Raw genomic sequence first — 25,838 nt, forward strand, 5'->3', positions numbered from 1 at the left:
ATTGAAAGGGCCGACACCATGAAAGTGACGAGCTACTACCCGGTGATCATGACCAGCGACGTGGCCGCAACAGCCAGCTTCTACCAGGCGCATTTCGAATTCACGCCGCTGTTCACGAGCGATTGGTATGTGCATCTGCAACTGGCGGGCGACCCCGCGGTGAACCTCGCCGTGCTGGACGGCCGGCACGAGACGATTCCCACACCCGCGCGCGGTCAGGTGGTGGGCGGCATGCTGCTCAATTTCGAAGTGGACGACCCCGACGCGATTCACGACCGTCTCGCGGCGGCCGGGCTGCCGATTCTTCTTGCGCCGCGCAACGAGGACTTCGGTCAGCGCCACTTCATTACCAGCGACCCGAACGGTGTGCTGATCGACATCGTCAAGCCGATTCCGCCGAGCGCCGAGTTCGCCGCGTTGTACGAGGCCGGCGCATTGCCCCGCTAGGGCCTGTTCACACTACTAACGGAGATCGCGTTGTTCGGCAAAGCGGCCAACTCCGCGTTGCACTCCTTGCGTGTGCCGACGCACACGCATCGTCGTGCGCCTTGATTTGTCCGCTTTGGCATGCCTTCGCGACTCCGTTAGTAGTGTGAACAGGCCCTAGGCTGCGCTCAAGCCCGCAGCGCCTCGTCTTCTTCGAGCGAGTCGCCAAGAAAGCCGCCGCTCTGATGCGCCCACAGCCTTGCGTAGAGGCCGCCTTGCGCCATCAGCGAGCGATGGTCGCCTTCTTCCACCACGCGGCCTTCGTCGAGCACGATGAGCCGGTCCATCGCCGCGATGGTCGACAGGCGGTGCGCAATCGCGATCACGGTCTTGCCTTCCATCAGCCGGTAGAGGCTCTGCTGGATGGCGGCCTCCACCTCGGAGTCGAGCGCGCTGGTGGCCTCGTCGAGCAGCAGGATCGGCGCGTCCTTGAGCATCACGCGCGCAATGGCCACGCGCTGGCGCTGGCCGCCCGAGAGCTTGACGCCCCGCTCGCCCACGTGCGCCTGGTAGCCGCGGCGGCCGCTGGCGTCGTTCAGGGTCTGGATGAAGTCGTGCGCTTCGGCGCGTTTGGCAGCCGCTTCGATCTGCGCTTCTGTGGCGTCGGGCCGGCCATAGGCGATGTTGTCGGCCACCGAGCGGTGCATGAGCGAGGTGTCCTGCGTGACCATGCCGATGTGGCTGCGCAGCGAATCCTGCGTCACGTGGGCGATGTCGCGCCCATCGATCAGGATGCGGCCGCCCTCCAGGTCATGAAAGCGCAGCAGCAGGTTGACCAGCGTCGACTTGCCCGCGCCCGAGCGGCCGACCAGGCCGATCTTTTCGCCGGGCCGCACCACCAGGTTCAGGTCGTCGATGACGCGGCGCCCCGCATCCGCATAGCGGAAGCTCGCATGCTCGAAGCGCACCTCGCCGCGTGGCACGTCGAGCACGCCGGCGTCGGGCGCGTCGAGCACGGTGCGCGGGCGCGACAGCGTCTTCATGCCGTCCTGCACGGTGCCGATGTTCTCGAACAGGCTGGTCATCTCCCACATGATCCAGTGCGACATGCCCTGCAGGCGCAGGGCCATCGCGGTGGCCGCGGCCACGGCGCCCACACCCACCGTGCCGTTCGACCAGAGCCACAGCGCGGTGCCGGCCATGCCCGCGGTCAGGCCCATGCTGAGCGCGTGGTTGACGATTTCGAAGGCGCTCACCAGCCGCATCTGCCCATAGCCCGTGTACATGAACTCGCGCATCGCCTCGCGCGCGAAGCCGGCCTCGCGCTGCGTGTGCGAGAACAGTTTGACCGTCGCGATGTTGGTGTAGGCGTCGGTCACGCGGCCGGTCATCAATGCGCGCGCATCGGCCTGCGCCTTGCCCACCTTGCCGAGCCGCGGCACGAAGTACATCAGGGATGCGGCATACAGCACGAGCCAGACGATGAAGGGCAGCACCAGTTGCACATCGAGCACGCTCACCAGCACGATGATGGTCACCACGTACACGCCCATGGCCACCACCACGTCGGCCAGCACGAAGAGGGTGTCTCGCACCGCGAGCGCGGTCTGCATCACCTTGGCCGTGATGCGGCCCGCGAACTCGTCCTGGTAGAAGGCCATGCTCTGGCCCAGCATCACCCGGTGAAAGTTCCAGCGCAGGCGCATGGGCAGGTTCACCGCCAGTGTCTGGTGCTTGACGATAGTCTGCAGCGCGACCACGCCGATGCTGATCACCAGCAGCGCGGCCAGCCACATCAGCGTGTCGCCGCGCTCCGCCCACAGCCGCGACGGCACCTGGCCGCCGAGCCAGTCGACGATGCGCCCGAGCACGGCGAACAGCAGCGCCTCGAAAGTCGAGATGGCGGCCGTGAGCGCGGCCATGACGGCCATCTTGAGGCGAAGGCCCTGGGTGCAGGCCCACAGAAAGGCGAAGAAGCCTGCTGGAGGGAGCGCCGGTTCGGCAACGGGATAGGGATGAAGGAGTTTTTCGAAGAAACGGAACAAGGCGTGCAGTCTCCTGGGGAAGCCACGACTTTAGCCCGGGGCCGCATGTCCTTGCACCGAAGGGGTGCGTTCCGCGGCGGCCGGTGGCTGGCCGCCCAGCCGATCGCCGAGAAAGTCGATGAAGCTGCGCAGCTTGGGCGCCATGTACTGGCGGCTGGTGTACACCGCAAACAGCGTGACCGGATGCGGGGCGTGGTCGGGCAGCAGCCGCACCAGCCGTCCCGCTGCCAGGTCGTCGTCGATCAGCCATTCGGGCAAGAACGCAATGCCCATGTCCGCGCGCACCGCATGCAGAGTGAGCGTGGTGTCGTCCGACCGCATCGCGGGTGCGAGCCGCAGCGGAAACATCCGCCCGCCGGGCCCCTTGAGCGTGAGGTTGTCGAGGTTCACGTAGCTCGGCACGATCGCGCCGAGCCGGCCCACGTCGGCCGGCAGCGCGGGATTGCCCATGCGGCGCAGGTAGGCGGGCGTGCCCGCCAGATGAAAAGGCACGCGGCACAGCGGCCGCGCGATGAGCGCCGGGGAGGGCTCCTGGGTGGCACGCAGCGCCAGGTCGTAGCCGTCCGCCGCGAGGTCGACCTTGCGGTTTTCCAGGTGAATGTCGATCAGCACTTCCGGAAAGCGCTCCCGGTAGTCGGCCAGCACGCGCGCGAAGCGCGGCGTGGCACACCACACCGGCGCGCTCACCTTGAGCTGGCCGCGCGGCGCCTCGCTCTTCTGGCCGATGGCCGCCTCGGCGGCATCGAGCAGGTCGAGCGCGCGCCGGCTCTGGTCGTACCAGGCGGTGCCGGCCTCGGTCAGGCTCAAGTGGCGGCTCGAGCGGTGCAGCAGCCGCGCACCCAGCGACTTTTCGAGCTGCGCCACGTGCTTGCTGGCCATCGGCGGCGACATCGACAGGCGCTCGGCCGCGGCCACGAAGCTGCCCGACTCGACGACCTCTCGAAACACGCGAAGGCTGGTCAGGCGGTCCATGGAGGCTTTCCTGTGGAGAAATGAATCGATGCATCCTAGCCTGTCGATTTCCTGATGGGAAATGTCTACAGTCGATGCAACGCTTTCAAGGAGCATCGACTTGACCCACGACGACAACACCTCGCGCCTGCCCACGTATTTCATCTCCCACGGCGGCGGCCCCTGGCCCTGGATGAAGAAGGAGATGGGCGGGGTCTACGACCAGCTGGCCGCGGCGCTGGCCGACATGCCGCGCCAGATCGGCCGCACGCCGGGCGCCATCCTCATGGTGTCGGCCCATTGGGAGGCGCCGGTCTTCACGGTGCAGGGCAACCCGCGCCCGCCCATGATCTACGACTACGGCGGCTTTCCCGCCCACACCTACGAAGTGCGCTACGACGCACCCGGCTCGCCCGAGTTGGCGCAGCGCGTGCAGGCGCTCCTTGCCGCGGCCCGGCTGCCGGCGGCCATCGACCCCGAGCGCGGCTTCGACCACGGCATGTTCTCGCCCATGAAGGCGATGTATCCCGATGCCAACGTGCCGGTGGTGCAGCTGTCGCTGCGCCGCGGGCTCGATCCGGCGGAGCACCTGGCGCTCGGCCGCGCGCTCGCGCCGCTGCGGGATGAGAACGTGCTCATCGTGGGCAGCGGCCTGAGCTATCACAACCTGCGCAATTTCGGCCCGCAGGCGCACGGCGTGTCGAAGGCCTTCGGCGACTGGCTCGATGACACCGCCGTGCAAGCGGCGCCGCAGGCGCGCGCGCAGCGGCTGCAGGACTGGGCATCGGCCCCCTCGGCGCGCATGGCGCATCCGCGCGAGGAACACCTCATTCCACTGATGGTGGCCGTCGGGGCGGCCGAGCAGGAGCCCGGCGAACGCGTCTATCACGAAGACGGTTTCATGGGCGGACTGGTGGTGTCGAGCTACCGCTTCGGCGCTGCCGCCAGCTGAAAAGGCGGCGGGTTGGCAGAATCGGGCGATGCCTTCCATTCCCGATTCAGATTCCACTTCAGATTCAGGCCGCGAAGCCCGCCTCTTGATCGAACGCATCGCCGCGAGCGGTACGCGCCATGACGTGGTGCACGGCGGCGTTCGCGTCTGCTGGCGCCGCTTCGGTGCTGAAAACGCCCATCCGCCGCTGGTGCTGCTGCACGGCGGCCATGGCAGCTGGATGCACTGGCTGCGCAACGTCGAGGCGCTGTCGGCCCGGCACACGCTGTGGCTTCCCGACATGCCCGGGTTCAACGACTCCGACGCGCCGCCGCGCGCAGCCCCCGGCGACGATCCGCTCGGGCCGCTGCTCGATGCACTGGGCGGCTCGCTCGACCAGCTGATCGGCGCGGGCACGCCCATCGATCTGGGCGGCTTCTCCTTCGGCGGGCTCACCGCCGCGCGCTTCGCCGTACGGCGCGGTGCCATCCGGCGCCTGGCGCTCGTGGGCAGCGGAGGCCACGGCACCATGCGGCGCATGTCGGTGGAGATGATCAACTGGCGTGCCGCGCCCAGCCGCGAGGAAGAACGCGCCGCGCTGCTGCACAACCTCGGCGCGCTCATGCTGCACGACAAGGCGGCCATCGACCCGCTGGCCTTCGAGATTCACGACATCTCGTGCCACGGCACGCGCTTTCGCAGCAAGGACGTGTCGCAGGCAGGCGGACTGCAGGCCGCGCTCGACACGCTCGGCGGACCGCAAATGCTGCTGTGGGGCGAGTACGACGTCACCGCCGATCCGCGTCCGCTGGTGGCGCAGCTCACGGCCGGCCAGCCGCAGCGCGAAGGCGTGGTGATCGACGGGGCAGGGCATTGGGCGCAGTACGAACGCGCCGACGAATTCAACCGGCTGCTGCTGCGCTTCCTGGGCTGAGCCGCGCTATTGCTTCGCGAGCCCGAGCTTGCGGATGATGTCGCCCCACTGCTCGTAGGTCGCGCGCGTGAGCTCGGCCAGTTGCGCCGGGCTCGACGACTCCGCCTCGTAGGCGCCCTGGCGGAAGAAGTCGCGCGTGGCGGGCATCGCGAGCACCTGCGCGAGCGCGCCGTTGAGCCGGGCGACCACGGGCGCCGGCATGCGCGCGGGGCCGTAGAAGCCGAGCCAGCTCGGCATGTCGACGCCGCTCACGCCCTGCTCGGTCATCGTGGGCACGTCGGGCAGCATCGCGCTGCGCCTGGGCGCTGCCACCGCCAGCATGCGGACCTTGCCGGTGGCGGTGTTCTGGATCGCGTTGGGCGCGGCGTCGAAGTAGTACTGCACGCGGCCCGCGAGAAAGTCCTTCGCGGCATCGGCACCGCCCTTGTAGGGCACGTGAACCACGTCCAGCCCCGCCTGCTTCGCGAACGCCTCGCCGTAGATGTGCGACGAGGTGCCGGTGCCGAAGGAGGCGTAGCTCATCTTCCCCGGGTTGGCCTTGATGTAGGCCACCAGCTCCTGCACCGTGCGCGCGGGCACGCTCGCATGCACCGTCAGCACCAGCGGGCCGCGCGCGCCGAGAGAGATGGGCGTCAGGTCCTTGAACGGGTCATAGCGCACCTGCGCCAACGTCTGCGGGTTCTGCGCCACCACGGAGGAGGGCGCGTACATCAGGGTGTAGCCGTCGGGCGCGGCGCGAATCACTTCCTCGGTGGCAAGGATGAAGCTCGCGCCCGGCCGGTTCTCCACGATGACCGGCGCCTGCAGCACCTCGCCGAGCTTGTTGGCGACGAAGCGCGCCTGCGCATCCGAGGCACCGCCCGCCGCGAGGCCGAGCACGATGCGGATGCTGCGGCCCTTCTCGGGGAAGGGCGCGGGCCCGGCGGCGAGCGCGGCCAACGGCAATGCGGCCGCGCCAAATGCGACCCCGAGCCCGAGCCACGCGGTAGCGCGTCGGCGGACGATGGAGGAAGGCAAGCGGTTCATTGCCTGGCCAACCCGACCTGCTGCACCATCGCGCCCCAGCGCTCGTAGCTCGAACGCGTGATGCCGGCAAACTCCTCGGGCGTGCTGGCCCCGGCTTCATAGCCGCCGCTGCGGTAGAAGTCGCGCACCTGCGGCATCGCCAGCACCTGCGCGAGGGCCGCGTTGAGCCTGGCGACCACTGGCGCGGGCATGTGCGCCGGTCCGTAGAAGCCGAGCCAGCTCGGCAGGTCGAGCCCGGTCACGCCTTGCTCGGCGAACGTCGGCACGTCGGGCAGCGCGGCAATGCGCGCGTTCGCGGCAATCGCCAGGATCTTCACCTTGCCAGTGCCGGAGGTGATGACGGCCGAGGAGGCCGAATCGAACATGTACTGCACGCGGCCGCCGATCAGGTCCTTGGCCGCGTCCGAGCCGCCCTTGTAGGGAATGTGCACCGCGTCGATGCCGGCCTTCTTCACGAAGGCCTCGCCGTAGATGTGCGACGAGGTGCCCGCGCCGAAGGAGGCATAGCTCACCTTGCCGGGGTTCGCCTTCACGTAGGCGACGAGTTCCTTCACGTTGTTGGCGGGCACGGTGGTGCTCACCGACAGCACCAGCGGCCCGCGGCCGCCCATCGAAATGGCGGTGAAGTCCTTGCAAGGGTCGTAGGGCACCTGGGAGAAGGTGTGCGGGTTTTGCGCCATGGTCGACGAGGGCGCGTAGAGCAGGGTGTAGCCGTCGGGCAGCGCGCGCGCCACCTCGCTGGCCGCGAGCATGGTGCTGGCACCGGGCTTGTTGTCGACGATCACGCCGGTGCCCAGCACCTCGCCGAGCTTCTGCGCCACGATGCGCGCCTGCGCGTCGGTGCCGCCGCCGGCCGTGAAGCCCACCACGATGCGGATCGGCTTGCCGCCGCGCACGGGGAAGTCTTGCGCCAGGGCCAGGGGTGCCACGCCCAGGAGGGCCGCCGCGCCGAGCGCCGCACCGAACGCGCGGCGGGTGCCGCAGGGTTTCTTCATCGATGTCTCCGTTTGGAATGTTCTTCTTATATTGATTTAGAAAATCATAAAAATCCACATGATCTAGGGAATACCCCGAAGAAATGCCATTTTAGAGGATTTGTGTTTGACAAAATGAACATTGAAATCAAAATACGATGAAACAGCCCATCCAAGACACTCATCCATGAAAACTGTCGTCCGCACCGACGAGCGCATCCTGTCCTCCGACATCTTCGACCGCGACAGCCGCGTCAAGCGTACTGACCACGGCACCTGGGCCGAGCCCGGCAAGGACATTCCGGTCTACCACCGCTGCGGCGTGCTGGTGGTGGGCGGCGGGCCTTCGGGCACCGCGGCCGCCGCAGCCGCGGCACGCGCGGGCGCCGACGTGGCGCTGCTCGAGCGCTACAACCACCTGGGCGGGCTTTCCACCGGCGGCCTCGTGATCTGGATCGACCGCATGACCGACTGGGAGGGCCAGCTGGTGATCCGCGGCTTTGCCGAAGAGCTGTTCGATCGCCTGCCGGCCGATGCCATCGCCGGACCCGCGCGCGAAGACTGGGGCTCGCAGGACGCGGCCAAGGCCGCCCACTGGTCGCAGCGCACCGCCGCCTACCACGGCGTGGTCACGTGGTCGCCCACCATCGACCCGGAACGGCTCAAGCTGCTGTCGCAGGAGATCGTGCTGGAGCGCAAGGTCAAGCTGATCTACCACTCGTGGGCGGCCATTCCCATCGTGCAGGACGGTGCCGTGAAAGGCGTGGTGTTCGAGAGCAAGGAAGGCCGCATGGCGATCATGGCCGACGTGGTGGTCGACGCCACCGGCGACGGTGACCTGTTCGCGCGTGCCGGCGCCGCCTACGTGAACGACATCGAGGAGGCCGACGTGCACCACTGCATGAACACCTCGTGGCTCTTCGGCGGCGTGGACATGAACCGCTGGATCGGGTTCAAGGCCGGCCAGCCCGAGGCGTTCAGCGCCTTCATGGCGCGCGGGCGCGAGCAATGCGGCCTGTTCGAGCGGCCCTTCGTCTCGTGGCGCAACGACGTGGCGCTGTTCATGGGGCCGCGCCAGTCGGGTTATTCTGCGCTCGACGTGGACGACCTCACGGCCGTGGAAGTGCGCTCGCACCGTGCGATGGCCGCGCACCTGGACTACTTCAAGGCGCATGCGCCGGGCTTCGAGGATGCCTATCTCATGCTCAGCGCACCGCAGATCGGCGTGCGCCATGCGCGGCGCCTGAGCGGCGTGGGCGCCGTGCTGCGCAGCCAGTGGCCCGACGGCGTGGCGCTGGCCGACGAGGTGGGCGTGACGCCCGCGGTATCGCCGAAGTTTCCGAACATCTCCATTCCCTACGGCGCGCTGGTGCCGCAGCAGCTCGACGGCCTGCTGGCCTGCGGGCGCCACATCTCGTGCGACCGCAACTCGCACGGCTTCATGCGCGAGATCCCGCAATGCTGGATCACCGGTCAGGCCGCGGGCGTGGCAGCGGCGCTGGCGTCGCAGGGCGGCGTCGAACCGCGCGCGATCGACGTGAGCGCGCTGCAGTCCGCGCTGCTCGCGCAGGGCGTGTACCTGCGTGCCGGCGCCGCGGGGCAGGGCGCGCATGCGCCGGCTGTGGCCGAAGCCGGCGTGTGAATGTCTTGCCATGAACCCGGCCGACGCGCTTTCGCCAGCCTCTACATTGGAGCGTCTTGCAAAGGGTTCCTCCATGTCCACTGACAAAAACGACACCTCCTTTTCCGCTGCCGAATCCGCCGATGCGCGCGGCGACCGCTCCGACACCGTGAGCGCGCTGGAGCGCGGCATCTCGGTGCTGCGCTGCTTCAGCGAAGAGCGTCCCGTGCTGGGCCACGCCGACATCGCGCGCATGACCGGTATTCCGCGGCCGACCGTCAACCGGCTCGTCGCCACGCTGCTCTCGCTGGGCATGCTCAAGGCCGCGCAGATTGCCGACCGCTTCATGCTCGGCCCGGGCGTGGTGTCGCTGTCGCGCGTATTCCTCGGCAGCCTCGACGTGCGAGCCGCCGCGCGGCCCAGCATGCAGGCGATGGCGGAGGAGGTGGGGGCCTCGGTCTACCTGGCGATACGGGACGGCATGGAGATGGTGCTGATCGAGGCCTGCCGGCCGCGCTCGTCGATGCTGTCGGCGCGGCTCGACGTGGGCTCGCGTGCGCCGCTGGCCAATTCGGCTTTGGGCCGCGCGTATCTCTCTGCCCTGCCCGAAGCGCAGCGCAACCAGCTGGTCGATTCGATGCGTCTCCTGCGCGGCCCCGAATGGGACAGCATCGCGCCCGGCATGACGCGCGCCATCGGCGAAGCCAGGCGGCTGGGCTATTGCCTCTCGCTCGGCGAGTTCCACCGCGAGATCAACTCCGTGTCGGTGCCCCTCATCGGGCCCGACGGCGAAGTGATGGCGCTCAACGGCGGCGGCGCGGCCTTCGTGTTCACCGAGGAGCGCCTGCGCAACGAACTGGCACCGCGCCTGCACGACATCGCGCTCACCATTGCGCGCGACATTGGCGGCCACGTGCCCACGCCCTTGCCGGGCTAGCCCGGCCGACCCCACGACAGTACAAGAACGGAGACACAGGCCATGCACCTGAGCGATGAAGAAAAAGCCATGATGGACGGGCGCGACGGACCGGCCGTGCAGAAGGCGATGGACCTCCTGATGCGCTACGGCGAAGCGCTGGGCGCCGAGCGGCTGGTGGAGACGCGCAACGTCTGCGCCACCATCACCTCGACCACACCGTTCCAGCGCGACTTCGCGCTCGCCAAGGGCGGCGGCATGGACGCGGTGTTCTCCGAGTTCAGCCTCGACAGCCAGGAGACCGTCGAGATCCCGAAGTTCAAGGTCTTCACGAGCCACCTGCAGTTGGGCTTCGACCCGGGCCAGCCCGAGCGCATGGGCGTGAGCGAGGAGATCGTGCAGTTCTACAACAAGAGCGAGCGCCATGCGGCCGGCCTCGGCGCGCAGATCATGAACACCTGCACGCCGTACCAGGTGGGCAACATCCCGACACGCGGCGAGCACTGCGCGTGGATGGAGTCGTCGGCCGTGGTGTATTGCAACTCGGTGCTCGGCGCGCGCACCAACACCGAGGGCCGCGAGAGCACGGGTGCGGCGATGCTCACCGGCCGCATTCCGTACTGGGGCTACCACCTCGACGAGAACCGCTATGCCACGCACGTCGTCGAACTCGACGTCGAAGTGGAATCGGTGCAGGACTGGGGCTTGCTGGGCTACTACATCGGCGAGCATGTGCAGGAGCGCGTGCCGGTGGTGCACAGCAGGCGCGGCATCGGCCGCGTGCCGAATCTGCCGAGGCTCAAGCACTTCGGCGCGGCCGCCTCGTCTTCGGGCGGCGTGGAGATGTACCACATCGCCGGCATCACGCCCGAGGCGCTGACGCTGGAGCAGGCGCTCGGCGCACGCGCGCCGGTCGAGGTGCTGCGCTACTGCGAGGCCGAGCGCCGCGCCACCTACGAGAAGATCAACGCCACCGGAAAAGACGCCGAGGTGCAGTACGTGATGCTCGGCTGCCCGCACTACACCATCGAGCAGATCTGGGAGGCCGCGCAGCTCATCGAGGGCCGCAAGGTGCACCCGGATTGCGAACTTTGGATCTTCACGCCGCGCGCCATCAAGTCGCTGGCCGACCGCAACGGCTACACGAAGATCATCGAGGACGCGGGCGGCATCCTCATGGCCGACAGCTGTTCCGCCATGAGCCGCGCCGTGCCCAAGGGCACGAAGACGGTGGCGCTCGATTCCGCGAAGCAGGCGCACTACCTGCCCGCGATCCTCGGCGTGCAGGCGTGGTTCGGCAGCACGGCGGAGTGCGTCGATGCGGCGTGTACGGGGCGGTGGAATGGAGGCTATGCATGAGCGACACCGTCATGAACGAACTAACCATCGTGATCCGCGGCCGCAAGGTGGTGGGCGGCATTGCGGAAGGCGAGGCGCTGGTCACGCGCGACCGTATCTCGGGCTGGGGCGGCATCGATCCGCGCACCGGCACCGTCATCGAGACGCGGCACGAACTGCGCGGCCAGAGCTTCGCGGGCAAGGTGCTGGTGTTTCCGGGGGCCAAGGGCTCGTCGGGATGGTCGGCGATGTTCCATATGACGCGGCTTATGAACTCGTCGCCGGCGGCATTCCTGTTCAACGAGATGACGACCAAGATGGCGCTCGGCGCCGTGGTCACGCACTCGCCCTCGATGACCGATTTCGAACGCGACCCGCTCGAGTGCATCGAGACCGGCGATTGGGTGCGCGTGGATGCCGACCGCGGCGTGATCGAGGTCACCAAAAAGAAACTCGGAGACCGCCCATGACCCGCCCCCTGCGCAGCAACTTTCCGCGCGGCTCGTATCTCTGGTCGGTGCGCAATGCGCACTGGCGCGCGCTCGGCATTCCCGAGGAAGACTGCGAGAAGCCGAAGATCGCCATCGTCAACAGTTCCTCCGAACTCGCGGCCTGCTTCAGCCACCTCGACCGCGTAGCTGTGGAAGTGAAGGCCGCCATCCGCGCAGCCGGCGGCGTGCCTTTCGAGATCCGCACCGCCGCGCCCAGCGATTTCATCACTGGCGCGGGCGCGCGCGGCGCCTACATGCTGGGTGCGCGCGATCTCGTCACCAACGACATCGAGGTGGCCGTCGAGGGCGCGCAGCTCGACGGCATGGTCTGCCTCACCTCCTGCGACAAGACCGTGCCGGGCCAGCTCATGGCGGCCGCGCGGCTCAACATCCCGACGCTGCTGGTGCCCTGCGGCTACCAGCCCAGCGGCGAGTACCGCGGCCGGCACATGGACATCGAAGAGGTGTTCATCGGCGCGATGCATGCGGTCACCGGCCACCTGCCGGTGGAAGAACTGGTGGGCATGAGCCGCGAGGCGATCCGTGGACCCGGCGTGTGCTCGGGCCTGGGCACGGCCAACTCGATGCACATCGTCTGCGAGGCGCTCGGCATGGCCCTGCCGGGCAGTGCGCCAGTGGCGGCGCTGAGCCCGAAGATGATGGCCGACGTGCGCGCCGCGGGCACGCGCATCGTGCAGATGGTGTGGGACGACCTGAAGCCGCGCGACATCCTCACGCCCGGTGCCTTTGCCAACGCGGTGCGCGCGGTGCTGGCCATCGGCGGTTCGCTCAACACGGCCAAGCACCTGCAGGCCGTGTCGACCGAAGGGGAGTGCGGCGTCGACGTGTACGGCCTGTTCGAAAGCCTCGGACCCACGACGCCGGTGCTGGCCGGCGTACGGCCGATCGGCGAGCACAGCATCGAGGCCTTCGAGGCGGCGGGCGGTTGCCGCGCGCTGATGAAGCAGCTCGCGCCGCTGCTCGACACCGGTGCACTCACCGTCACGGGCGCCGCCGTGGCGGACAACCTGCGCGATGCCGAGGTGACGGAGCCCGAGGTGATCCGCCCCATCGACCGCCCGGTCGCGCCGCATCCCGCCATCGTGCTGCTGCGCGGCAACCTCGCGCCCGAGTCGGGCCTGATCAAGACCGGCATCGCCCCGCGCAAGGTTCGCAGCTTCGCTGGGCCGGCGGTGTGCTTCTGGACCTCGGACGCGGCCATCGCGGCGTTGAAGAAGGGCGAGATCGTGCCGGGCCAGGTGGTCGTGATGCGCGGCGCCGGTGCCTGCGGCGGCCCGGCCATGGGCGGCGGGGCCTCGCGCGTGGTGTTTGCCATCGACGGCGCGGGCCTGGGCGACCAGGTCGCGATCCTGACCGACGGGCATCTCTCGGGCCTGGTCTGCAAGGGCCTGGTGGTGGCCGAGGTGTCGCCCGAAGCCGCGCTCGGCGGGCCGCTCGGGCTGGTGCGCGACGGCGACGTGATCACCATCGACCTCGACCAACGCCGCCTCGACGTTGCGCTGACCGATGCCGAACTCCAGGCGCGCCGCGCCGACTGGCAGGCGCCGCCGCCTGCCTTCGACACCGGCTGGCTGCAGCAGTACCGGCGCAACGTGAGCCCGCTGTCGAAGGGCGCCGTGCTCGTGCGCACCGAACGACCCGAGTCTTCGAGCTAAGACCTTTTCACCCGGCCTTCGCCAACCGGTGCGGACCCCCGTCGGCACCCGGTGGCGCAGCCCTGCGCGCGTTCACGAGTTTTTCAACCAAGAGAAGAAGCAGGAGACAAGAAACCATGAAGAGATTTTTGATGGGGCCGGCGCTGGCGCTGGGGCTTGCCAGCAGCGGCGCCACGCACGCGCAGTCCAGCGTCACCGTGTTCGGGGTGATGGACCTGGGCATCCAGTACACCAATGGCGAGGGCGGCGGCTCGGTCAAGGCGCTGTCGAACGGCGGACTTTCCACGAGCCGGCTCGGATTCCGCGGCACCGAAGACCTGGGCGGCGGCCTGCGCGCGGGCTTCTGGATGGAAGGCAGCCTGAACCCCGACACCGGCACCGGCCGACCGAGCAACAGCAACAACCAGGCGAGCGGCGCGGGCACGGCGGGGCCGATCACCTTCGATCGCATGTCCTTCGTGAGCCTGTCGCACGAGAAGTTCGGCGAGTTGCGCCTGGGCCGCGACTTCATTCCCACGCACTACAACAGCATCTACTTCGATCCCTTCAACGCCAACGGCGTGGCGCGCGCAGGCAACCTCACGTTCGCGGGCGCGGGCACCGGGCCGCTGCCCACCGGCATCACAGGCAGCAACACGGCGAGCTACTGGCTGCCGGCGGGGCTCGGCGGCTTCTACGGCATGGCGATGATCGGCACCGGGGAGAACGAGTCCACCGCGCCGAACCGCGACGACGGCAACTTTGCCGGCGCGCGCTTCGGCTTTGCCTCGGGTGCATTGGACATCGCGGCGGCCGTCACGCGCACGCACTTCAATGCCGCCGCCGCCATCGGCAACTACACGCATGCCAACATCGGCGGCACATGGGACGCGGGCTTTGCGAAGTTCTTTGCGCTCTACAACAAGGTGGCGGTGAAGCTTGCTGCCGGCACGGTGCGCAAGAACACCGCCGAGATCGGCGCACATATTCCGGCCTTCGAGGTCGGCCGCATCCGCGTGAGCTACGCCTACCTGGACGACCACAGCGACGAGAGCCTGCGCAACGCCAACGGCATGCCGCGCAACCGCGACGACGCGCGCCAGTTCGGCATCGGCTACGTGCACAACCTCTCGAAGCGCACCGCGCTCTACGGCACCTATGCGCGGATCATGAACGGCGGCCAGGCGCGCTATGTGGTGAGCGGCGGCGTGGCGCCGGCGGGCGGGCGCCGCTCATCGGGCTGGGAGCTTGGTGTGCGGCATCTCTTTTGAACAAGGAGCAAAAAATGCGACGCAGAAACCTCACCCTGGCGGCCCTCGCGACCGTTGGCACGCTGGCCATGCTGCCGGGCGCGGCAGCATGGAGCGCCGAAACCTATCCGGACAAGCCGCTGCGCCTGATCGTGGGCTTTGCCCCCGGCGGCGGTGCCGATATGCTCACGCGCATCATCGCGGAAGGGCTCTCCAAGCAGCTCGGCCAGCAGGTGATCGTGGAGAACCGCCCCGGCGCCGACGGCGTACTGGCGGCGCAGGCCACTTCATCCGCCAGGCCGGACGGCTACACGCTGCTGATGGGCACCAACACCGCGATGGTTGCTGCGCCCACGCTACGGCCGACGCCGCCCTACGACCCGTTCAAGGCCTTCACGCCGATCAGCTCGGCCGGCCAGTTCTCTATGTTCCTGGTGGTGCCGGCCAGCCTGCCGGCAAAGAGCGTGAACGAGCTGCTGGCCATGGTGGCGGCCAAGCCCGGCGCCTACAACTCGGCATCGAGCAACAGCGCTTCGGAGCTGGCCATGCTGCAGCTGCTGGGCGAGCGCAAGGTGGTCAACGCGCGCTACAAGGGCGACATGCAGGCCATGACCGACCTGCTGGGCGGGCAGATCCACATGATGTTCACCACCGGCACGCTGGCGCCGGGCTTCGTGAAGGAAGGGCGCATCCGCGCGCTGGTCACGCTGCTGCCGCAGCGCAGCGTCTTGCTGCCCGACGTGCCCACGGGCGGCGAGCTCGGGCTGGGCAAGCTCACCATCACGCCCTGGGCCGGCTTCTTCGGGCCGCCGGGGCTGCCGCAGGCCATCACCGACAAGCTTTCGATGGAGCTGCAGAACACGCTCAAGCGGCCCGAGGTGCATGCGCAGCTGGTGCAGCAGGGCTTCGAGGGCTACGGCATGAGTGCCGCGAAGTTCGCCGAATTCTTCCGCGCGCAGTACGAGGCCTTCGGCGCTACGGTGCGGCAGCACAACGTGAAGTTCGAATAGCCTCGGTGGCGGCTCAGAGCCCGATCGAGCGCGCGTTGCTGCGCCAGAACGCTGCATCCGGAAACGCGCCCGCGCCGGCCGCGGCGTTGTCGGCCATGTGCTCGGCGCGGCTGGTGCCGGGAATGGTGCAGGTCACGGCCGGGTGGCTCAGCACGAACTTCAGCAGCACCTGCGCCCAGCTCGTGCAGCCGATCTCGCCGGCCCATGCGGGCAGCGGCTGGTTGCGCAGCCGGCGCAAGAGGCCACCCCCGCCGAAGGGCATGTTGACGATCACCGCCACGCCGCGTTCGGCCGCGAGCGGCAGCAGGCGCTGCTCGGCTTCGCGCGCGTCGATCGAATAGTTGATCTGGAGAAAGTCGAGCTTTTCGGCGCGCAGCACCGCCTCGACCTCGCCGTAGGCAGAGGCCGTGTAGTGCGTGATACCGATGTAGCGCACCCGGCCGTTGTCCTTCCAGCCGCGCAGCGTGGCGAGATGGGTTTTCCAGTCCATCAGGTTGTGTACCTGCATCAGGTCCATGCGCGTGGTGCGCAGCCGCGAGAAGGACTGCTCCATCTGCGCCACGCCGGCTTCGCGGCCCGAGGTCCAGACCTTGGTGGCGAGAAAAGCCTTGCTCTCGGGCTGCGTCGATGCGGCCAGCAGTTCGCCGGTGGTTTCCTCGGAGCGGCCGTACATCGGCGAGCTGTCGATCACCTTGCCACCGGCGGCAAAGAGAGCGTCGAGCACGCCGGGCAGGCGTTGGTATTCGTCGGTGCCGGGGCGCTGGTCGAAGCCGATCCAGGTGCCGCAGCCGACGACGGGCAGCGCCTCCTGGGTGGAGGGGATGGGGCGGGTGTTCATCTTCATCACGGGCCTGACTTGTTGCTGTGCGAACGTGGGGAACGCGGCACCGGCGCAGAGTGCGGCGCCGAGCCTGAGCAGTTGGGCGCGCGTGAAGGCGGGGCGCCGTAGTTCGTTCGTGGATGGAGTCGTCACTAACGAAATTCTGCGCTAGGGAGGGCTTTGAACGGAAGCTCTCGGGTTCGTCCACGATCCATGTGGGGCGACGCGCATTGTTCGGGGACGGCATTCAGGGCGCGATCTCGCCGACGGGGTACCTTGCTCCGCGATGTCCCCCGGCCTGCGGCCTCCTCCTTTATTTCGCTGCGCAAGGCACCCCATCGACGTGATCGTTGGTCAGAGCGGCCGTTGATCGGCGGTACACCCGGAGCGTGCCCCGAATGAATTCGACTACGCCATGCAGCTCACGACATGGCCCCGAATAGAAGCAGACAGGCTCTCAGCGCAGGTAGCGCCCGTCCGCCTTGAGCATCGACAGCTCGGAGAAGGTCAGCCCGCGGTGCTCGCCGGGCCGGTACGACACGGCAATGCCGCCGATGTCCAGCGTCTTGAACGACTCGAGGCCCTTGTGCAGCGAATCCGGTGTGGGGTTCGGCCCCGCACGCTTGAGCCCCTCGACCATGACCTTGGCCGCCACATAGCCTTCGAGGCTGGCATAGCTGTACTCGGTCACGCCGATCTTCTTCATGGCCGCCTGGTACTCGGCAATCACCGGCATCGCGCTGTTCCACGGGTAGGGAACGACCTGCGAGATGACCACGCCGGCCGCGTCCTTCTTGATGTCCTGGAACAGCTTCTGTCCGTTCAGGAGCGAGAACGAGTAGAAGGCCGTCTCGCCGCCCGCGGCACGGTAGGCCGAGATGAACTTGGCCGCCACCTCGTTGGTGGCCGACAGCACCACCGCCTTGGGCTTGAGCTTGGCCAGTTCCGCGGCGCGTTCGGCGGCGTCGGAGCCATCGTTCTTGATCGCCACGCTGCCTACCAGCTTCTCGCCGCGTTCGGCAACGAACTTCTGCGTGCTTTCCAGCGCCGAGCGCGCGCCGGGGTTGTCGTTGTGTGCAAAGCCGATACGCGAGAGGCCGATGGTGAACAGGTGGTTCACGATGCGGTTGTACTCCTCGTCGTAGCTGATACGCACCGGAAAGCCGTAGTCGGTGGCCTTCACCACCGGGGCCGCGCCCGTGTACGGGCCGACGACGGGAATCTTGAGCTCGTTGGCCGCCTTCAGCGCGCCGACCGACGACGACGTGCCGATGGGCATCAGGATGCCGACGGCGCCGTCTTTCACGAAGGTCTTGACGTTCTCGGCGCCCTTGGCGGGGTCGAAGGCATCGTCGAGCTGGCGCAGTTCGACCGGCCGGCCGTTGATGCCGCCGGCGGCATTCAGTGTGGTGAAGAAAGCACGGATGCCGACCAGGGGTTCGGTCGACAGGGACGCCAACGGCCCGGTCTGCACGTAGGTCTGGCCGATGAGGAGCGGCTTGGTCTGTGCCTGCGCGGCAGGCGAGAGTCCCAGGACGAAGGCAGCCAGGGCCGAAGCGAGCAAGTGAATCTTTGTGTATTTCATGGTCACAAAATGTTAATTGCCCATATTAAAGGGCTAGCCCTTTTGGGTAAATCGTTCTTTACCCTTCTTCCCTGTTGCGGCCCATGAAAATACTGTATAAAAATACAGTTCACAGTTGCATCATGGGCCTTCCTTTCCTCGACTCCTTTTCCGCTGCCGCCGGCCGTGGCGTCTGGCACGCCGACGAACTCGGCCTGGCCGACGCACAGGTCGCCGCCACCGGCCACGCCGCGCTCGACGCGGAGTTGCCGGGCGGCGGCTGGCCGGTCGGCGCCATGACGGAACTGCTGCAAAGCACGCCCGAGGCGCATGTCTGGCGGCTGCTGCTGCCCGCCCTGGCGCAGGCGGTCCAGGCGCGCGGCGGGCCGGTGGTGCTGATCGGCGCGCCCTATGAGCCCTGCGGGCCGTCGCTGGCGGCCCAGGGCCTGCCGGTGGAAGCGCTGATGTGGGTCCGCAGCGAGGCCCAGGCCGCGCGGCTGTGGGCTTGCGAGCAGGCGCTGCGCTGCGCGGACGTGGCAGCCGTGCTGGCCTGGCTGCCGCAGGTCCGGGTCGGCGAACTGCGGCGGCTCCAGCTGGCGGCCGCCCAGCACGAGGTGCTGCTCTTCGTGTGCCGCCCCGAATCGGCCGCGCACGGCGCTTCGCCCGCGCGGCTGCGGCTTCAGGTGGAAAGCTGCGAGGCCGACAGCTCGCAGATCGAACTGCGCATCCTCAAGCGCCGCGGCCCGCCGCTGGCCGCCCCGGTGATGCTGCCCGCGCGCAACGAGCGCATGGCCGCACTGCTGGCCGCCGCCCGGCTGCGCCGCAAGCTGCGCCTGCAGCAACAAGGCACGGCGCCCGTCGGCGAAGCGGCAACGTCCGCAACCGTGGTGCGCATCGACGCATGGAAGGGAGTCCCCAATGCACTGGATCGCATTGCGGTGGTCGCTTGAATCCAACGCGCCTGAAGCGCCGACCCTGCCCACGCCCGAGGCGCTGGGCTGGTGGGCGCTGCACTACACGCCGCACGTCGCCTGGCAGGACGAAGCGCTGATGCTCGAAGTCTCGACCTGCGAGCGCCTGTGGGGCGGGCGGCTTCAACTGATGCGCCAGCTGGTCGCTTCCAACCCTGCGCCCGACGTGCGCATGCTGGGCGCGCAGGGCGCCACGAGCCTGGTCGCGCTGGCCCGGCTGCGCCTGTTCGAGCGCAATGAGAACCGGCCCAAGGACATTCCCGCCGGCCTGCCGCTGGACACCTTGAGTGCCGCGCGCGAGCACCTCGACCTGCTCGCGCGGCTCGGCTGCCGCACCTGGGGCGAGGTGGCGGCCTTGCCGCGTGGCGGCCTCACGCGGCGCTTCGGCGCGGTGCTGCGCGAAGCGCTCGACACCGCCTGGGGCCTGCGCCCCGAAAGCCACCACTGGCTCACGCTCCCCGACGTGTTCGAGCAGAAGCTGGAACTGCCCGCGCTGGCCGAGACTGCGCCCGAGCTGATGTGGTCGGCCAACCGCCTGCTCACGGCGCTGCAGATCTGGTTGCGCGCCCGCCAGCGTGGCGCCCGTGCGCTCGAACTGCAATGGACGCTCGACCTCAAGCGCTTCAACGGCGTGAACCTGCCGCCGCACCAGCAGGTCACCGTGCGCACGGCCGAGCCTACGCAGGACATGGCGCACCTGCGCCGGCTGCTGTCCGAAAAGCTCGCCCTCACCACGCTTGCGGCGCCTGCGAGCTGGCTCCGGCTGCGCACGCTCGAAACCGATCCGTGGGCTGGCGCCAGCACCAGCTTTCTGCCAGAGGACAACCGCAAGGGCGACAAGCTGCACGAGATGGTCGAGCGGCTCAGCGTGCGGCTCGGGCCGCAGCAGGTGGTGGTGCCGGCTCCCGAGGCCGACCACCGGCCCGAGCGCAAGCAGACCTGGCGGCCCGCGCTGCAGAAGGACAAGGCGCCGCCGGACAAGACCCGCAAGGAAGCGAAGGCCCGGGCCTCGCAGCCCGATGCCATCTATCCGCCATGGCTGTTGCCCGAACCCCTGCTGCTCGAGATGGACGGCGAGCGCCCCTGCTATCGCGGCCCGCTCGGCAAGCTGGTCGGGCCGCAGCGCGTCGAGGCCGGTTGGTGGGGCGGCAAGGAAGACGGCGGCCAGCCCGCGATGCGCGACTACTACATCGCCGAAAGCCCCGAAGCCGGCCTGGTGTGGATCTTTCGCGAGCGGCCCTCCGCGCGTTTTTCCCCGGGCGAAGTGCGCTGGTACCTGCAGGGGCTCTATGCCTGACCTGAGCGAAAAGCAACTGCGCGGGCGCAACTCGGCCGAGGTGCATGCACTGCCGCAGCGGGCGCGATCCAAGCCGGGGCTGCCAAGCCTGCCGGACTATGCCGAGCTGCACTGCCTCACCAACTTCAGCTTCCAGCGCGGTGCCTCCACACCCGAGGAGCTGGTCGAGCGTGCCTACCAGCTCGGCTACACGGCCCTGGCCATCACCGACGAATGCTCGGTGGCGGGCATCGTGCGCGCGCACGTCTGCCTGCGCGATCTGCCGGCCAAGCTGGACGAATACGAACGCAAGCACCCCGACGAGCCGGCGATTCCGCGCAACCCCGGTTTCCGGCTGCTGTTCGGCAGCGAGTTCCGCTTCGAGCGCTTCAGGCTCGTGGTCATCGCGAACGGCACCGAGGGCTGGGGCAACCTCTGCGAGTTCATCACCGCCGCGCGCAACACCGAGTTGCCCAAGGGCGAATACCGCGTGAGCTGGGAGGGCAGCGATGTGGCTTCGCTGCAGGACTGCCAGGTTCTCTTCGTGCCGCATCGGGCGCCAGGCGAGGCCATGGACGGCGCCACGCTGCATGAAGACCTGCTGGCCGCCAAGGCGCTCTACGCGGGCAACCTGTGGCTGGCGGTCGAGATGCTCAACGAGCTCGACGACGACCTGTGGTTTGCCGCGCTGATGCAGGCGGGCGAGCAGGCCGGCGTGCCGCTGGTGGCGGCCGGCGACGTGCACATGCATGCGCGATCGAGCAAGCCGCTGCACGACGTGCTGACGGCCGTGCGCGAAGGCAGGACCGTGGCCGAGTGCGGCTTTGCGCTGCAGTCGAATGCCGAGCGCCATCTGCGGCAGCGAGTGCGGCTGGCCGAGCTCTATCTGCCCCGGATGCTGTCCAACACGCTGGTGGCGGCCGAGCGCTGCAGGTTCGATCCGCAGGTGATCCGCGAGAACTACCAGTACCCGCTCGAAACCGTGGGCAGCCACGAGACGCCGGCCGAGACGCTGGTGCGCAAGACGTGGGAGGGCGCGCAGGAGCGCTATCCGAGCGGTGTTCCCGCCAAGGTGCGCGAGCAGGTGCAGAAGGAGCTCGACCTGATCCTCGAGCTCAAGTACGAGATGTTCTTTCTCACGGTGGAAGACATCGTGCGCTTCGCCAAGTCGCAGCACATCCTCTGCCAGGGCCGCGGCTCCTCGGCCAATTCGGCGGTCTGCTATTGCCTGGGCATCACCGCCATCGATCCCGAAAAGGGCCACCTGCTGTTCGAGCGCTTCCTGAGCCGCCACCGCCACGAGCCGCCCGACATCGACGTCGACTTCGAGCACCAGCGGCGCGAGGAGGTCATCCAGTACATCTACGAGAAATACGGCCGCGAGCGCGCGGCCATCGCGGCCGTCGTCATCTGCTACCGCGCGCGCAGCGCATTGCGCGACGTGGGCAAGGCGCTGGGCATCGACGAGCGCCTGATCGACGAATTCGCCAAGGACCACTACTGGTTCGACGACACCGTGCTGGGCGAGCAGTTGTTCAAGGCGGCCGCCCGCGTGGGCGTGGAGGAAGACGAGCTCAGGCTGGTGCAATGGATCGAGATGACGCAGCGGCTCAAGGGCTTTCCCCGCCACCTGAGCCAGCACGTGGGCGGCTTCGTGCTGACGCACACCAGGCTCACGCGGCTGGTGCCGGTCGAGAAGGCGTCGATGAAGGACCGCTCCGTCATCCAGTGGGAGAAAGACGATCTCGAGGCCATGGGCATGCTCAAGGTCGACGTGCTCGCGCTCGGCATGCTCAGCGCCATCCGCCGCGGGCTCGACCACATGAACCGCTGGCGCGGCTCGATGGTGGAGATGCACCACATTCCCAACGACGACCAGAAGGTGTTCGACATGATCTGCGACGCCGACACCGTCGGCGTATTCCAGATCGAGAGCCGCGCGCAGATGTCGATGCTGCCGCGCCTGAAGCCGCGCACCTATGAAGACCTGGTGATCGAGGTTGCGATCGTGCGGCCGGGGCCCATCCAGGGCGGCATGGTGCATCCGTATCTCAAGCAGCGCGAGCGCGTGGACAAGGGCTTGCCCATCCACTACGAGAAAGAAGAACTGCGGCCCGCACTCGAGCGCACGCTGGGCGTGCCGATCTTCCAGGAGCAGGTGATGCAGATCGCCATGATCGCGGCCAAGTTCACGGCCGACGAGGCCGACCAGCTGCGCCGCGCCATGGCCGCGTGGAAGCGCAAGGGTGGTCTCGACAAGTTCCACGACAAGCTCGTGCAAGGCATGGTCCACAACGGCTACAAGGCCGAGTTCGCCGAAGCCATCTTCAAGCAGATCCTCGGCTTCGGCGACTACGGCTTTCCCGAAAGCCACGCTGCGAGCTTTGCGCTGCTGGTCACCGTGAGCAGCTGGCTCAAGAACTACGAGCCCGCCTGCTTCCTGGCAGCGCTGCTCGATTCGCAGCCCATGGGTTTCTACAGCCCCTCGCAACTGGTGCAGGACGCGCGCCGCCATGGCGTCGAAGTGCGGCCGGTCGATGTCATGTGCAGCGAGATGGATACCACGCTCGAAGCCCGCAGCCCCGATGCGCCGCGCGTGCCGCCCGGCACCGATGCGCGCTATGTCGAACATCGCCTGGGCAACGAGAACCAGCCCGCGGTGCGGCTCGGCCTGCGCCGCATCTCGAGCCTCAGCGAAGCCGGTGCGAAGCGCCTGCTCGAAGCGCGTGCGCAAGCGCCTTTCACCAGCACCGAAGACCTCGCCCTGCGCGCCGAGCTCGATGGCAAGGACATGGCCGCGCTGGCCGCCGCCGATGCGCTGATGTCGCTCTCGGGCCACCGGCGCCAGCAGGTGTGGGACGCCACCACCGCGCAGCACCGCTCGCCCGCCTTGCTGCGCGGCGTTCCCATCAACGAAGAGGCCCTGGAACTGCCGGCCGCACCCGAAGGCGAGGAGATCGTCGGCGACTACGCCGCGCTCGGCCTCACGCTGCGCCGCCATCCGCTCGCGCTGCTGCGACCGCGCCTCGCGCGCATGAACCTCATGAGCGCCGAAGAATTGCGCGCGCTGCCCAGCGGCCAGACCGCGCGCGCCTGCGGCATCGTCAAGGGACGGCAGCGCCCCGGAACCGCCAACGGCACCATCTTCGTCACGCTCGAGGACGAGACCGGCAACGTCAACGTCATCGTCTGGAGCCATGTCATCGAGGCCTGGCGCGAGCCGCTCCTCAAGTCGCACCTGCTCGCGGTGCAAGGCACCTGGCAGCGCGACGACGACAGCGGCGGCAAGGTGCAGCACCTGATCGCCACCGGCTTCAAGGACCTGACGCCGCTCATGGGGCGGCTGGCGCTGAGCAACACCAGCCGCGATTTCCATTGAGGCATTGAATTGAATGCAACCGATCGTTCCATGTCTCGCACGCACCACGACTTTTCGCTAACCTGTTTCTCCCATGTCCGCACTCGCCCTTGTTGATCACGTCGCCGCCGGGCCGATCGGTCCGCCGCCGCCTGCGCCCGACGTGCCGATCCCGATGCCGCCGCCACCGCTGCCTGGGCCTCCGCCCGAAGGCGATCCGCCGCCCGTCGAGCCGCCGTTCACCGACCCGGGATTTCCGCCGCCCGTGGTGGAGCCCCCCATGCAGCGGGCGGCCGGCGCGGTGCCGTTCGGAAAGCTGCATGCGCGGCGGCTGCGCGAAATCTACCGCTCGGCGGGCTGGCCCTGCTGCGACGCCATCGAAATCGAGCTGCTGGCGGGCGGGTTCCTCGAACGCGTGCGCACTTCGCATGGCCACGAAACCCTGCGCGTGACCGATGCCGGCATTGCACGCATCGCCACCACGCTCACCATCAACCGCGCGGCGCTCTCGCCGCATGAAGCGCTGGTCGAACGCGTGGCGCGCGAGATGACGCGCGGTGGCCGCATCGCCTGGCGCGGCCTTGGTTTGCGGGCGCGCCTGCCGCCGCTCGAAGAAGGCGGCAAGGCGCGCTGGTGCATTGCCAGGCCCGACGTGTTCTCGATACGCAATACCAGCGTCGAAGCCTATGCGCACCCGATCGTGCACGAGGTGAAGGTGAGCCGCGCCGACCTGCTGGGCGACCTGCGCAAGCCCGACAAGCGCGCGGCCTATCTCGACCTGGGCGGCGAGTGCTGGTACGTGCTGGGCAACGACGCGCGCGGCCGCTCGATCGCGTCGCCCGACGAAATTCCGCCGGAATGCGGCGTACTGGTGCTCGAAGGCGAACGGCTGGTGGTGGCGCGCGCCGCCGTGCACCGCGCCTTCGAGCGCATTCCGTTCGGGGTGTGGCTGACGCTTGCCAAGGCCCAGCCCATTGCGGGCTTCGACGACGATGCGCAGGACATGCTCGGCGAGCTGGGGGCGAAGAGTCCGCGGTAGCCCGAAGGCCGGGTCTTCTCTCTGCTCAATCGGCCGGCGGCCACCATTGCCCGGCCGTCGTTCGGATGATGCGTGCCGCCTGAAGGCGGATGTCGCTGCCGTCGCGGTCCTTGTCGGAAGCCACGCGAAAGGGCCAGGTCGAAATGCGGCCCGCATGCTGGCGCGGCTGCGGACGCCGCAACGGCGAAAAAAACAGGATGCGCGCGGAGGGCGCGGGCGGGCTGGCGGTGGTCATGGTGTCGCCTCGAATGTTGCTCTTGGAGACGAGTCATTCTAGAGGAAGCACTGTATGAACGTACAGTCTATTTGCGCCTCGGTCAGATGTTGAGAAAGGGTGGAGACGCCCTCGGCATGTCGGGGCCGCTGCGCAGGTTTTGGGCGATGAACTCGCGCGCAATGGCGTCGATGTCGGCGGGTGCCGGCGTGGCAAAGGACATGCGGTACTTCAGCAGCCGGCCGTTGCGCGCCGTGAGATACGTGAACGACTCGTAGCTCTTGCCTGTGGCGGCGTGCAGCACGCGAAAGCTCACGCGGCGAAGGGTCTGTTCCTCGATCCTCACATCGTTCACGGGGCCGACTTCCACCTTGGCATAGACGCCGCTCGCGCCGGCGAGCCGGACCTCGTTGACGGTGGCCTTGAAATGCTCATTGAAGCGCGGGTCGTCCACGCCCGGCATCCAGTTGCTTTGCTTCAGGTCGTACACATACACGTCGACCCAGCCCACCCGGCTTTCGTAGCGATGGCTGATGCCCAGTCCCGGTTGCCGCGCCTCGTACGAGGTCGAGCGCGTGTACTGCCAGTACACCGTGCCCGTGCGAGGCGCCGCCTCAGCCGATGGCACGGTGGTCGTGGAGGGCGGTGCGGCGCAGCCCCACAGGAGGGCGGCAATCAACAAGGCAGGCCAGAGCTTCGTCATGGAGGGCTGCCTCGGGACGGGGCGCTCGGCCGTCAGTCGAGCCGGACTTCGAAATACGCTTCGTCGGCTTCACCCAAGGCGCGAAAGCCGGCCGTCTTGGCAGCTTCGTAGGCCTTGGCCCAACTTGCCGCCAGGGCGATCTCGTCTTTGGTGAGTTCGTTCGCGCTCGACTCGCTGGCGTTTTCGAAGGCCTTCAATGCCGGCCTCACGCCATCGCCCAGCAATTTGTCGAGTTCGCGCCGGAAGCGCGATTCGGCGGCGGAAATGACTTCGGCCGGTGCATCGGGAAAGTCGATCAGGTTCACGGTGTAGCTCATGGCGCTGG

At 68.2% G+C, this 25,838-nt stretch carries 23 protein-coding genes; 14 read left to right on the forward strand and 9 right to left on the reverse strand.

The window, feature by feature from the left end:
* Positions 1–18: 18 nt before the first annotated feature.
* On the forward strand, positions 19–447 hold the full coding sequence (locus ACAM55_RS08960; RefSeq protein WP_369655678.1) for a VOC family protein: 429 nt from the start codon (positions 19–21) through the stop codon (positions 445–447).
* A 167-nt stretch (positions 448–614) separates the two neighbouring features.
* On the opposite strand, the gene ACAM55_RS08965 is transcribed toward ACAM55_RS08960, so the two are convergent.
* Together ACAM55_RS08965 and ACAM55_RS08970 are read right to left on the reverse strand one after the other, a co-directional pair.
* Positions 615–2,471: an ABC transporter ATP-binding protein gene (locus tag ACAM55_RS08965; RefSeq protein WP_369655679.1), complete on the reverse strand. Its 1,857-nt coding sequence runs from the start codon at positions 2,469–2,471 to the stop codon at positions 615–617.
* A gap of 30 nt (positions 2,472–2,501) precedes the next feature.
* Positions 2,502–3,443, reverse strand: coding sequence for a LysR family transcriptional regulator (locus ACAM55_RS08970; RefSeq protein ID WP_369655680.1), 942 nt, complete (start codon positions 3,441–3,443; stop codon positions 2,502–2,504).
* A gap of 100 nt (positions 3,444–3,543) precedes the next feature.
* Here ACAM55_RS08970 and ACAM55_RS08975 point away from each other — a divergent pair, with 100 nt between their 5' ends.
* Complete coding sequence (locus ACAM55_RS08975) at positions 3,544–4,374, forward strand: class III extradiol ring-cleavage dioxygenase (protein ID WP_369655681.1); 831 nt, start codon at positions 3,544–3,546, stop codon at positions 4,372–4,374.
* Positions 4,375–4,402: 28 nt separating this feature from the next.
* Complete coding sequence (locus tag ACAM55_RS08980; RefSeq protein ID WP_369655682.1) at positions 4,403–5,287, forward strand: alpha/beta fold hydrolase; 885 nt, start codon at positions 4,403–4,405, stop codon at positions 5,285–5,287.
* A 6-nt stretch (positions 5,288–5,293) separates the two neighbouring features.
* Here the strand turns inward: ACAM55_RS08980 and ACAM55_RS08985 are convergent, their stop codons facing one another.
* Both ACAM55_RS08985 and ACAM55_RS08990 read right to left on the reverse strand, forming a co-directional pair.
* Positions 5,294–6,313, reverse strand: coding sequence for a Bug family tripartite tricarboxylate transporter substrate binding protein (locus tag ACAM55_RS08985; RefSeq protein WP_369655683.1), 1,020 nt, complete (start codon positions 6,311–6,313; stop codon positions 5,294–5,296).
* Positions 6,310–7,308, reverse strand: coding sequence for a Bug family tripartite tricarboxylate transporter substrate binding protein (locus ACAM55_RS08990; RefSeq protein WP_369655684.1), 999 nt, complete (start codon positions 7,306–7,308; stop codon positions 6,310–6,312). Before ACAM55_RS08990 ends, ACAM55_RS08985 begins: the two co-directional genes overlap by 4 nt.
* 166 nt (positions 7,309–7,474) lie before the next feature.
* Between ACAM55_RS08990 and ACAM55_RS08995 the strand changes: the two genes are divergently transcribed.
* The 7 genes from ACAM55_RS08995 (at position 7,475) to ACAM55_RS09025 (ending at position 15,568) form a co-directional block, all read left to right on the forward strand.
* On the forward strand, positions 7,475–8,929 hold the full coding sequence (locus ACAM55_RS08995; RefSeq protein ID WP_369655685.1) for an FAD-dependent oxidoreductase: 1,455 nt from the start codon (positions 7,475–7,477) through the stop codon (positions 8,927–8,929).
* A 73-nt stretch (positions 8,930–9,002) separates the two neighbouring features.
* Positions 9,003–9,845, forward strand: a complete 843-nt coding sequence (locus ACAM55_RS09000) for an IclR family transcriptional regulator (RefSeq protein ID WP_369655686.1) — start codon at positions 9,003–9,005, stop codon at positions 9,843–9,845.
* Between the two features lie 42 nt (positions 9,846–9,887).
* Positions 9,888–11,183, forward strand: coding sequence for an aconitase X (locus tag ACAM55_RS09005; protein ID WP_369655687.1), 1,296 nt, complete (start codon positions 9,888–9,890; stop codon positions 11,181–11,183).
* Complete coding sequence (locus ACAM55_RS09010; RefSeq protein ID WP_369655688.1) at positions 11,180–11,632, forward strand: DUF126 domain-containing protein; 453 nt, start codon at positions 11,180–11,182, stop codon at positions 11,630–11,632. The genes ACAM55_RS09005 and ACAM55_RS09010 overlap by 4 nt, the downstream gene beginning before the upstream one ends.
* Positions 11,629–13,329: a dihydroxy-acid dehydratase gene (locus tag ACAM55_RS09015; RefSeq protein ID WP_369655689.1), complete on the forward strand. Its 1,701-nt coding sequence runs from the start codon at positions 11,629–11,631 to the stop codon at positions 13,327–13,329. Before ACAM55_RS09010 ends, ACAM55_RS09015 begins: the two co-directional genes overlap by 4 nt.
* Positions 13,330–13,445: 116 nt before the next feature.
* On the forward strand, positions 13,446–14,579 hold the full coding sequence (locus ACAM55_RS09020; protein WP_369655690.1) for a porin: 1,134 nt from the start codon (positions 13,446–13,448) through the stop codon (positions 14,577–14,579).
* 14 nt (positions 14,580–14,593) lie between these two features.
* Positions 14,594–15,568, forward strand: coding sequence for a Bug family tripartite tricarboxylate transporter substrate binding protein (locus tag ACAM55_RS09025; RefSeq protein WP_369655691.1), 975 nt, complete (start codon positions 14,594–14,596; stop codon positions 15,566–15,568).
* 13 nt (positions 15,569–15,581) lie between these two features.
* Here ACAM55_RS09025 and ACAM55_RS09030 read toward each other — a convergent pair whose 3' ends face one another.
* Entirely contained in the window at positions 15,582–16,412 is an 831-nt protein-coding gene (locus tag ACAM55_RS09030) for an aldo/keto reductase (RefSeq protein WP_369656359.1), read from the reverse strand.
* 433 nt (positions 16,413–16,845) lie between these two features.
* On the reverse strand, positions 16,846–17,973 hold the full coding sequence (locus ACAM55_RS09035) for an ABC transporter substrate-binding protein (protein ID WP_369655692.1): 1,128 nt from the start codon (positions 17,971–17,973) through the stop codon (positions 16,846–16,848).
* 122 nt (positions 17,974–18,095) lie between these two features.
* Here ACAM55_RS09035 and imuA point away from each other — a divergent pair, with 122 nt between their 5' ends.
* From imuA to ACAM55_RS09055, 4 genes are all read left to right on the forward strand, one after another.
* The gene (gene imuA, locus ACAM55_RS09040; RefSeq protein ID WP_369655693.1) at positions 18,096–18,902 is read left to right on the forward strand and encodes a translesion DNA synthesis-associated protein ImuA; all 807 of its coding nucleotides are present in this window, start codon (positions 18,096–18,098) and stop codon (positions 18,900–18,902) included.
* Positions 18,871–20,220: a DNA polymerase Y family protein gene (locus ACAM55_RS09045; RefSeq protein WP_369655694.1), complete on the forward strand. Its 1,350-nt coding sequence runs from the start codon at positions 18,871–18,873 to the stop codon at positions 20,218–20,220. Before imuA ends, ACAM55_RS09045 begins: the two co-directional genes overlap by 32 nt.
* The gene (locus ACAM55_RS09050; protein WP_369655695.1) at positions 20,213–23,578 is read left to right on the forward strand and encodes an error-prone DNA polymerase; all 3,366 of its coding nucleotides are present in this window, start codon (positions 20,213–20,215) and stop codon (positions 23,576–23,578) included. The genes ACAM55_RS09045 and ACAM55_RS09050 overlap by 8 nt, the downstream gene beginning before the upstream one ends.
* 73 nt (positions 23,579–23,651) lie before the next feature.
* Positions 23,652–24,596: a hypothetical protein gene (locus tag ACAM55_RS09055; RefSeq protein WP_369655696.1), complete on the forward strand. Its 945-nt coding sequence runs from the start codon at positions 23,652–23,654 to the stop codon at positions 24,594–24,596.
* Between the two features lie 25 nt (positions 24,597–24,621).
* Here ACAM55_RS09055 and ACAM55_RS09060 read toward each other — a convergent pair whose 3' ends face one another.
* The 3 genes from ACAM55_RS09060 to ACAM55_RS09070 form a co-directional block, all read right to left on the reverse strand.
* Positions 24,622–24,831, reverse strand: coding sequence for a hypothetical protein (locus ACAM55_RS09060; protein ID WP_369655697.1), 210 nt, complete (start codon positions 24,829–24,831; stop codon positions 24,622–24,624).
* 82 nt (positions 24,832–24,913) lie between these two features.
* Positions 24,914–25,513: a hypothetical protein gene (locus tag ACAM55_RS09065; RefSeq protein ID WP_369655698.1), complete on the reverse strand. Its 600-nt coding sequence runs from the start codon at positions 25,511–25,513 to the stop codon at positions 24,914–24,916.
* Positions 25,514–25,545: 32 nt separating this feature from the next.
* Complete coding sequence (locus tag ACAM55_RS09070) at positions 25,546–25,830, reverse strand: hypothetical protein (protein ID WP_369655699.1); 285 nt, start codon at positions 25,828–25,830, stop codon at positions 25,546–25,548.
* Between the last annotated feature and the right edge of the window lie 8 nt (positions 25,831–25,838).

Origin of the sequence: Variovorax sp. V213 (assembly GCF_041154455.1) — a bacterium.
Classification (GTDB): domain Bacteria; phylum Pseudomonadota; class Gammaproteobacteria; order Burkholderiales; family Burkholderiaceae_C; genus Variovorax.

Bases quoted from the DNA above. Each gene is read 5' to 3' on its own strand.
- ACAM55_RS08960 (WP_369655678.1), top strand. From the start codon at position 19: ATGAAAGTGACGAGCTACTACCCGGTGATCATGACCAGCGACGTGGCC.
- ACAM55_RS08970 (WP_369655680.1), bottom strand. From the start codon at position 3,443: ATGGACCGCCTGACCAGCCTTCGCGTGTTTCGAGAGGTCGTCGAGTCG.
- ACAM55_RS08980 (WP_369655682.1), top strand. From the start codon at position 4,403: ATGCCTTCCATTCCCGATTCAGATTCCACTTCAGATTCAGGCCGCGAA.
- ACAM55_RS08985 (WP_369655683.1), bottom strand. From the start codon at position 6,313: ATGAACCGCTTGCCTTCCTCCATCGTCCGCCGACGCGCTACCGCGTGG.
- ACAM55_RS08990 (WP_369655684.1), bottom strand. From the start codon at position 7,308: ATGAAGAAACCCTGCGGCACCCGCCGCGCGTTCGGTGCGGCGCTCGGC.
- ACAM55_RS08995 (WP_369655685.1), top strand. From the start codon at position 7,475: ATGAAAACTGTCGTCCGCACCGACGAGCGCATCCTGTCCTCCGACATC.
- ACAM55_RS09000 (WP_369655686.1), top strand. From the start codon at position 9,003: ATGTCCACTGACAAAAACGACACCTCCTTTTCCGCTGCCGAATCCGCC.
- ACAM55_RS09005 (WP_369655687.1), top strand. From the start codon at position 9,888: ATGCACCTGAGCGATGAAGAAAAAGCCATGATGGACGGGCGCGACGGA.
- ACAM55_RS09010 (WP_369655688.1), top strand. From the start codon at position 11,180: ATGAGCGACACCGTCATGAACGAACTAACCATCGTGATCCGCGGCCGC.
- ACAM55_RS09015 (WP_369655689.1), top strand. From the start codon at position 11,629: ATGACCCGCCCCCTGCGCAGCAACTTTCCGCGCGGCTCGTATCTCTGG.
- ACAM55_RS09020 (WP_369655690.1), top strand. From the start codon at position 13,446: ATGAAGAGATTTTTGATGGGGCCGGCGCTGGCGCTGGGGCTTGCCAGC.
- ACAM55_RS09025 (WP_369655691.1), top strand. From the start codon at position 14,594: ATGCGACGCAGAAACCTCACCCTGGCGGCCCTCGCGACCGTTGGCACG.
- ACAM55_RS09030 (WP_369656359.1), bottom strand. From the start codon at position 16,412: ATGAAGATGAACACCCGCCCCATCCCCTCCACCCAGGAGGCGCTGCCC.
- ACAM55_RS09035 (WP_369655692.1), bottom strand. From the start codon at position 17,973: ATGAAATACACAAAGATTCACTTGCTCGCTTCGGCCCTGGCTGCCTTC.
- imuA (WP_369655693.1), top strand. From the start codon at position 18,096: ATGGGCCTTCCTTTCCTCGACTCCTTTTCCGCTGCCGCCGGCCGTGGC.
- ACAM55_RS09045 (WP_369655694.1), top strand. From the start codon at position 18,871: ATGCACTGGATCGCATTGCGGTGGTCGCTTGAATCCAACGCGCCTGAA.
- ACAM55_RS09050 (WP_369655695.1), top strand. From the start codon at position 20,213: ATGCCTGACCTGAGCGAAAAGCAACTGCGCGGGCGCAACTCGGCCGAG.
- ACAM55_RS09055 (WP_369655696.1), top strand. From the start codon at position 23,652: ATGTCCGCACTCGCCCTTGTTGATCACGTCGCCGCCGGGCCGATCGGT.
- ACAM55_RS09060 (WP_369655697.1), bottom strand. From the start codon at position 24,831: ATGACCACCGCCAGCCCGCCCGCGCCCTCCGCGCGCATCCTGTTTTTT.
- ACAM55_RS09065 (WP_369655698.1), bottom strand. From the start codon at position 25,513: ATGACGAAGCTCTGGCCTGCCTTGTTGATTGCCGCCCTCCTGTGGGGC.
- ACAM55_RS09070 (WP_369655699.1), bottom strand. From the start codon at position 25,830: ATGAGCTACACCGTGAACCTGATCGACTTTCCCGATGCACCGGCCGAA.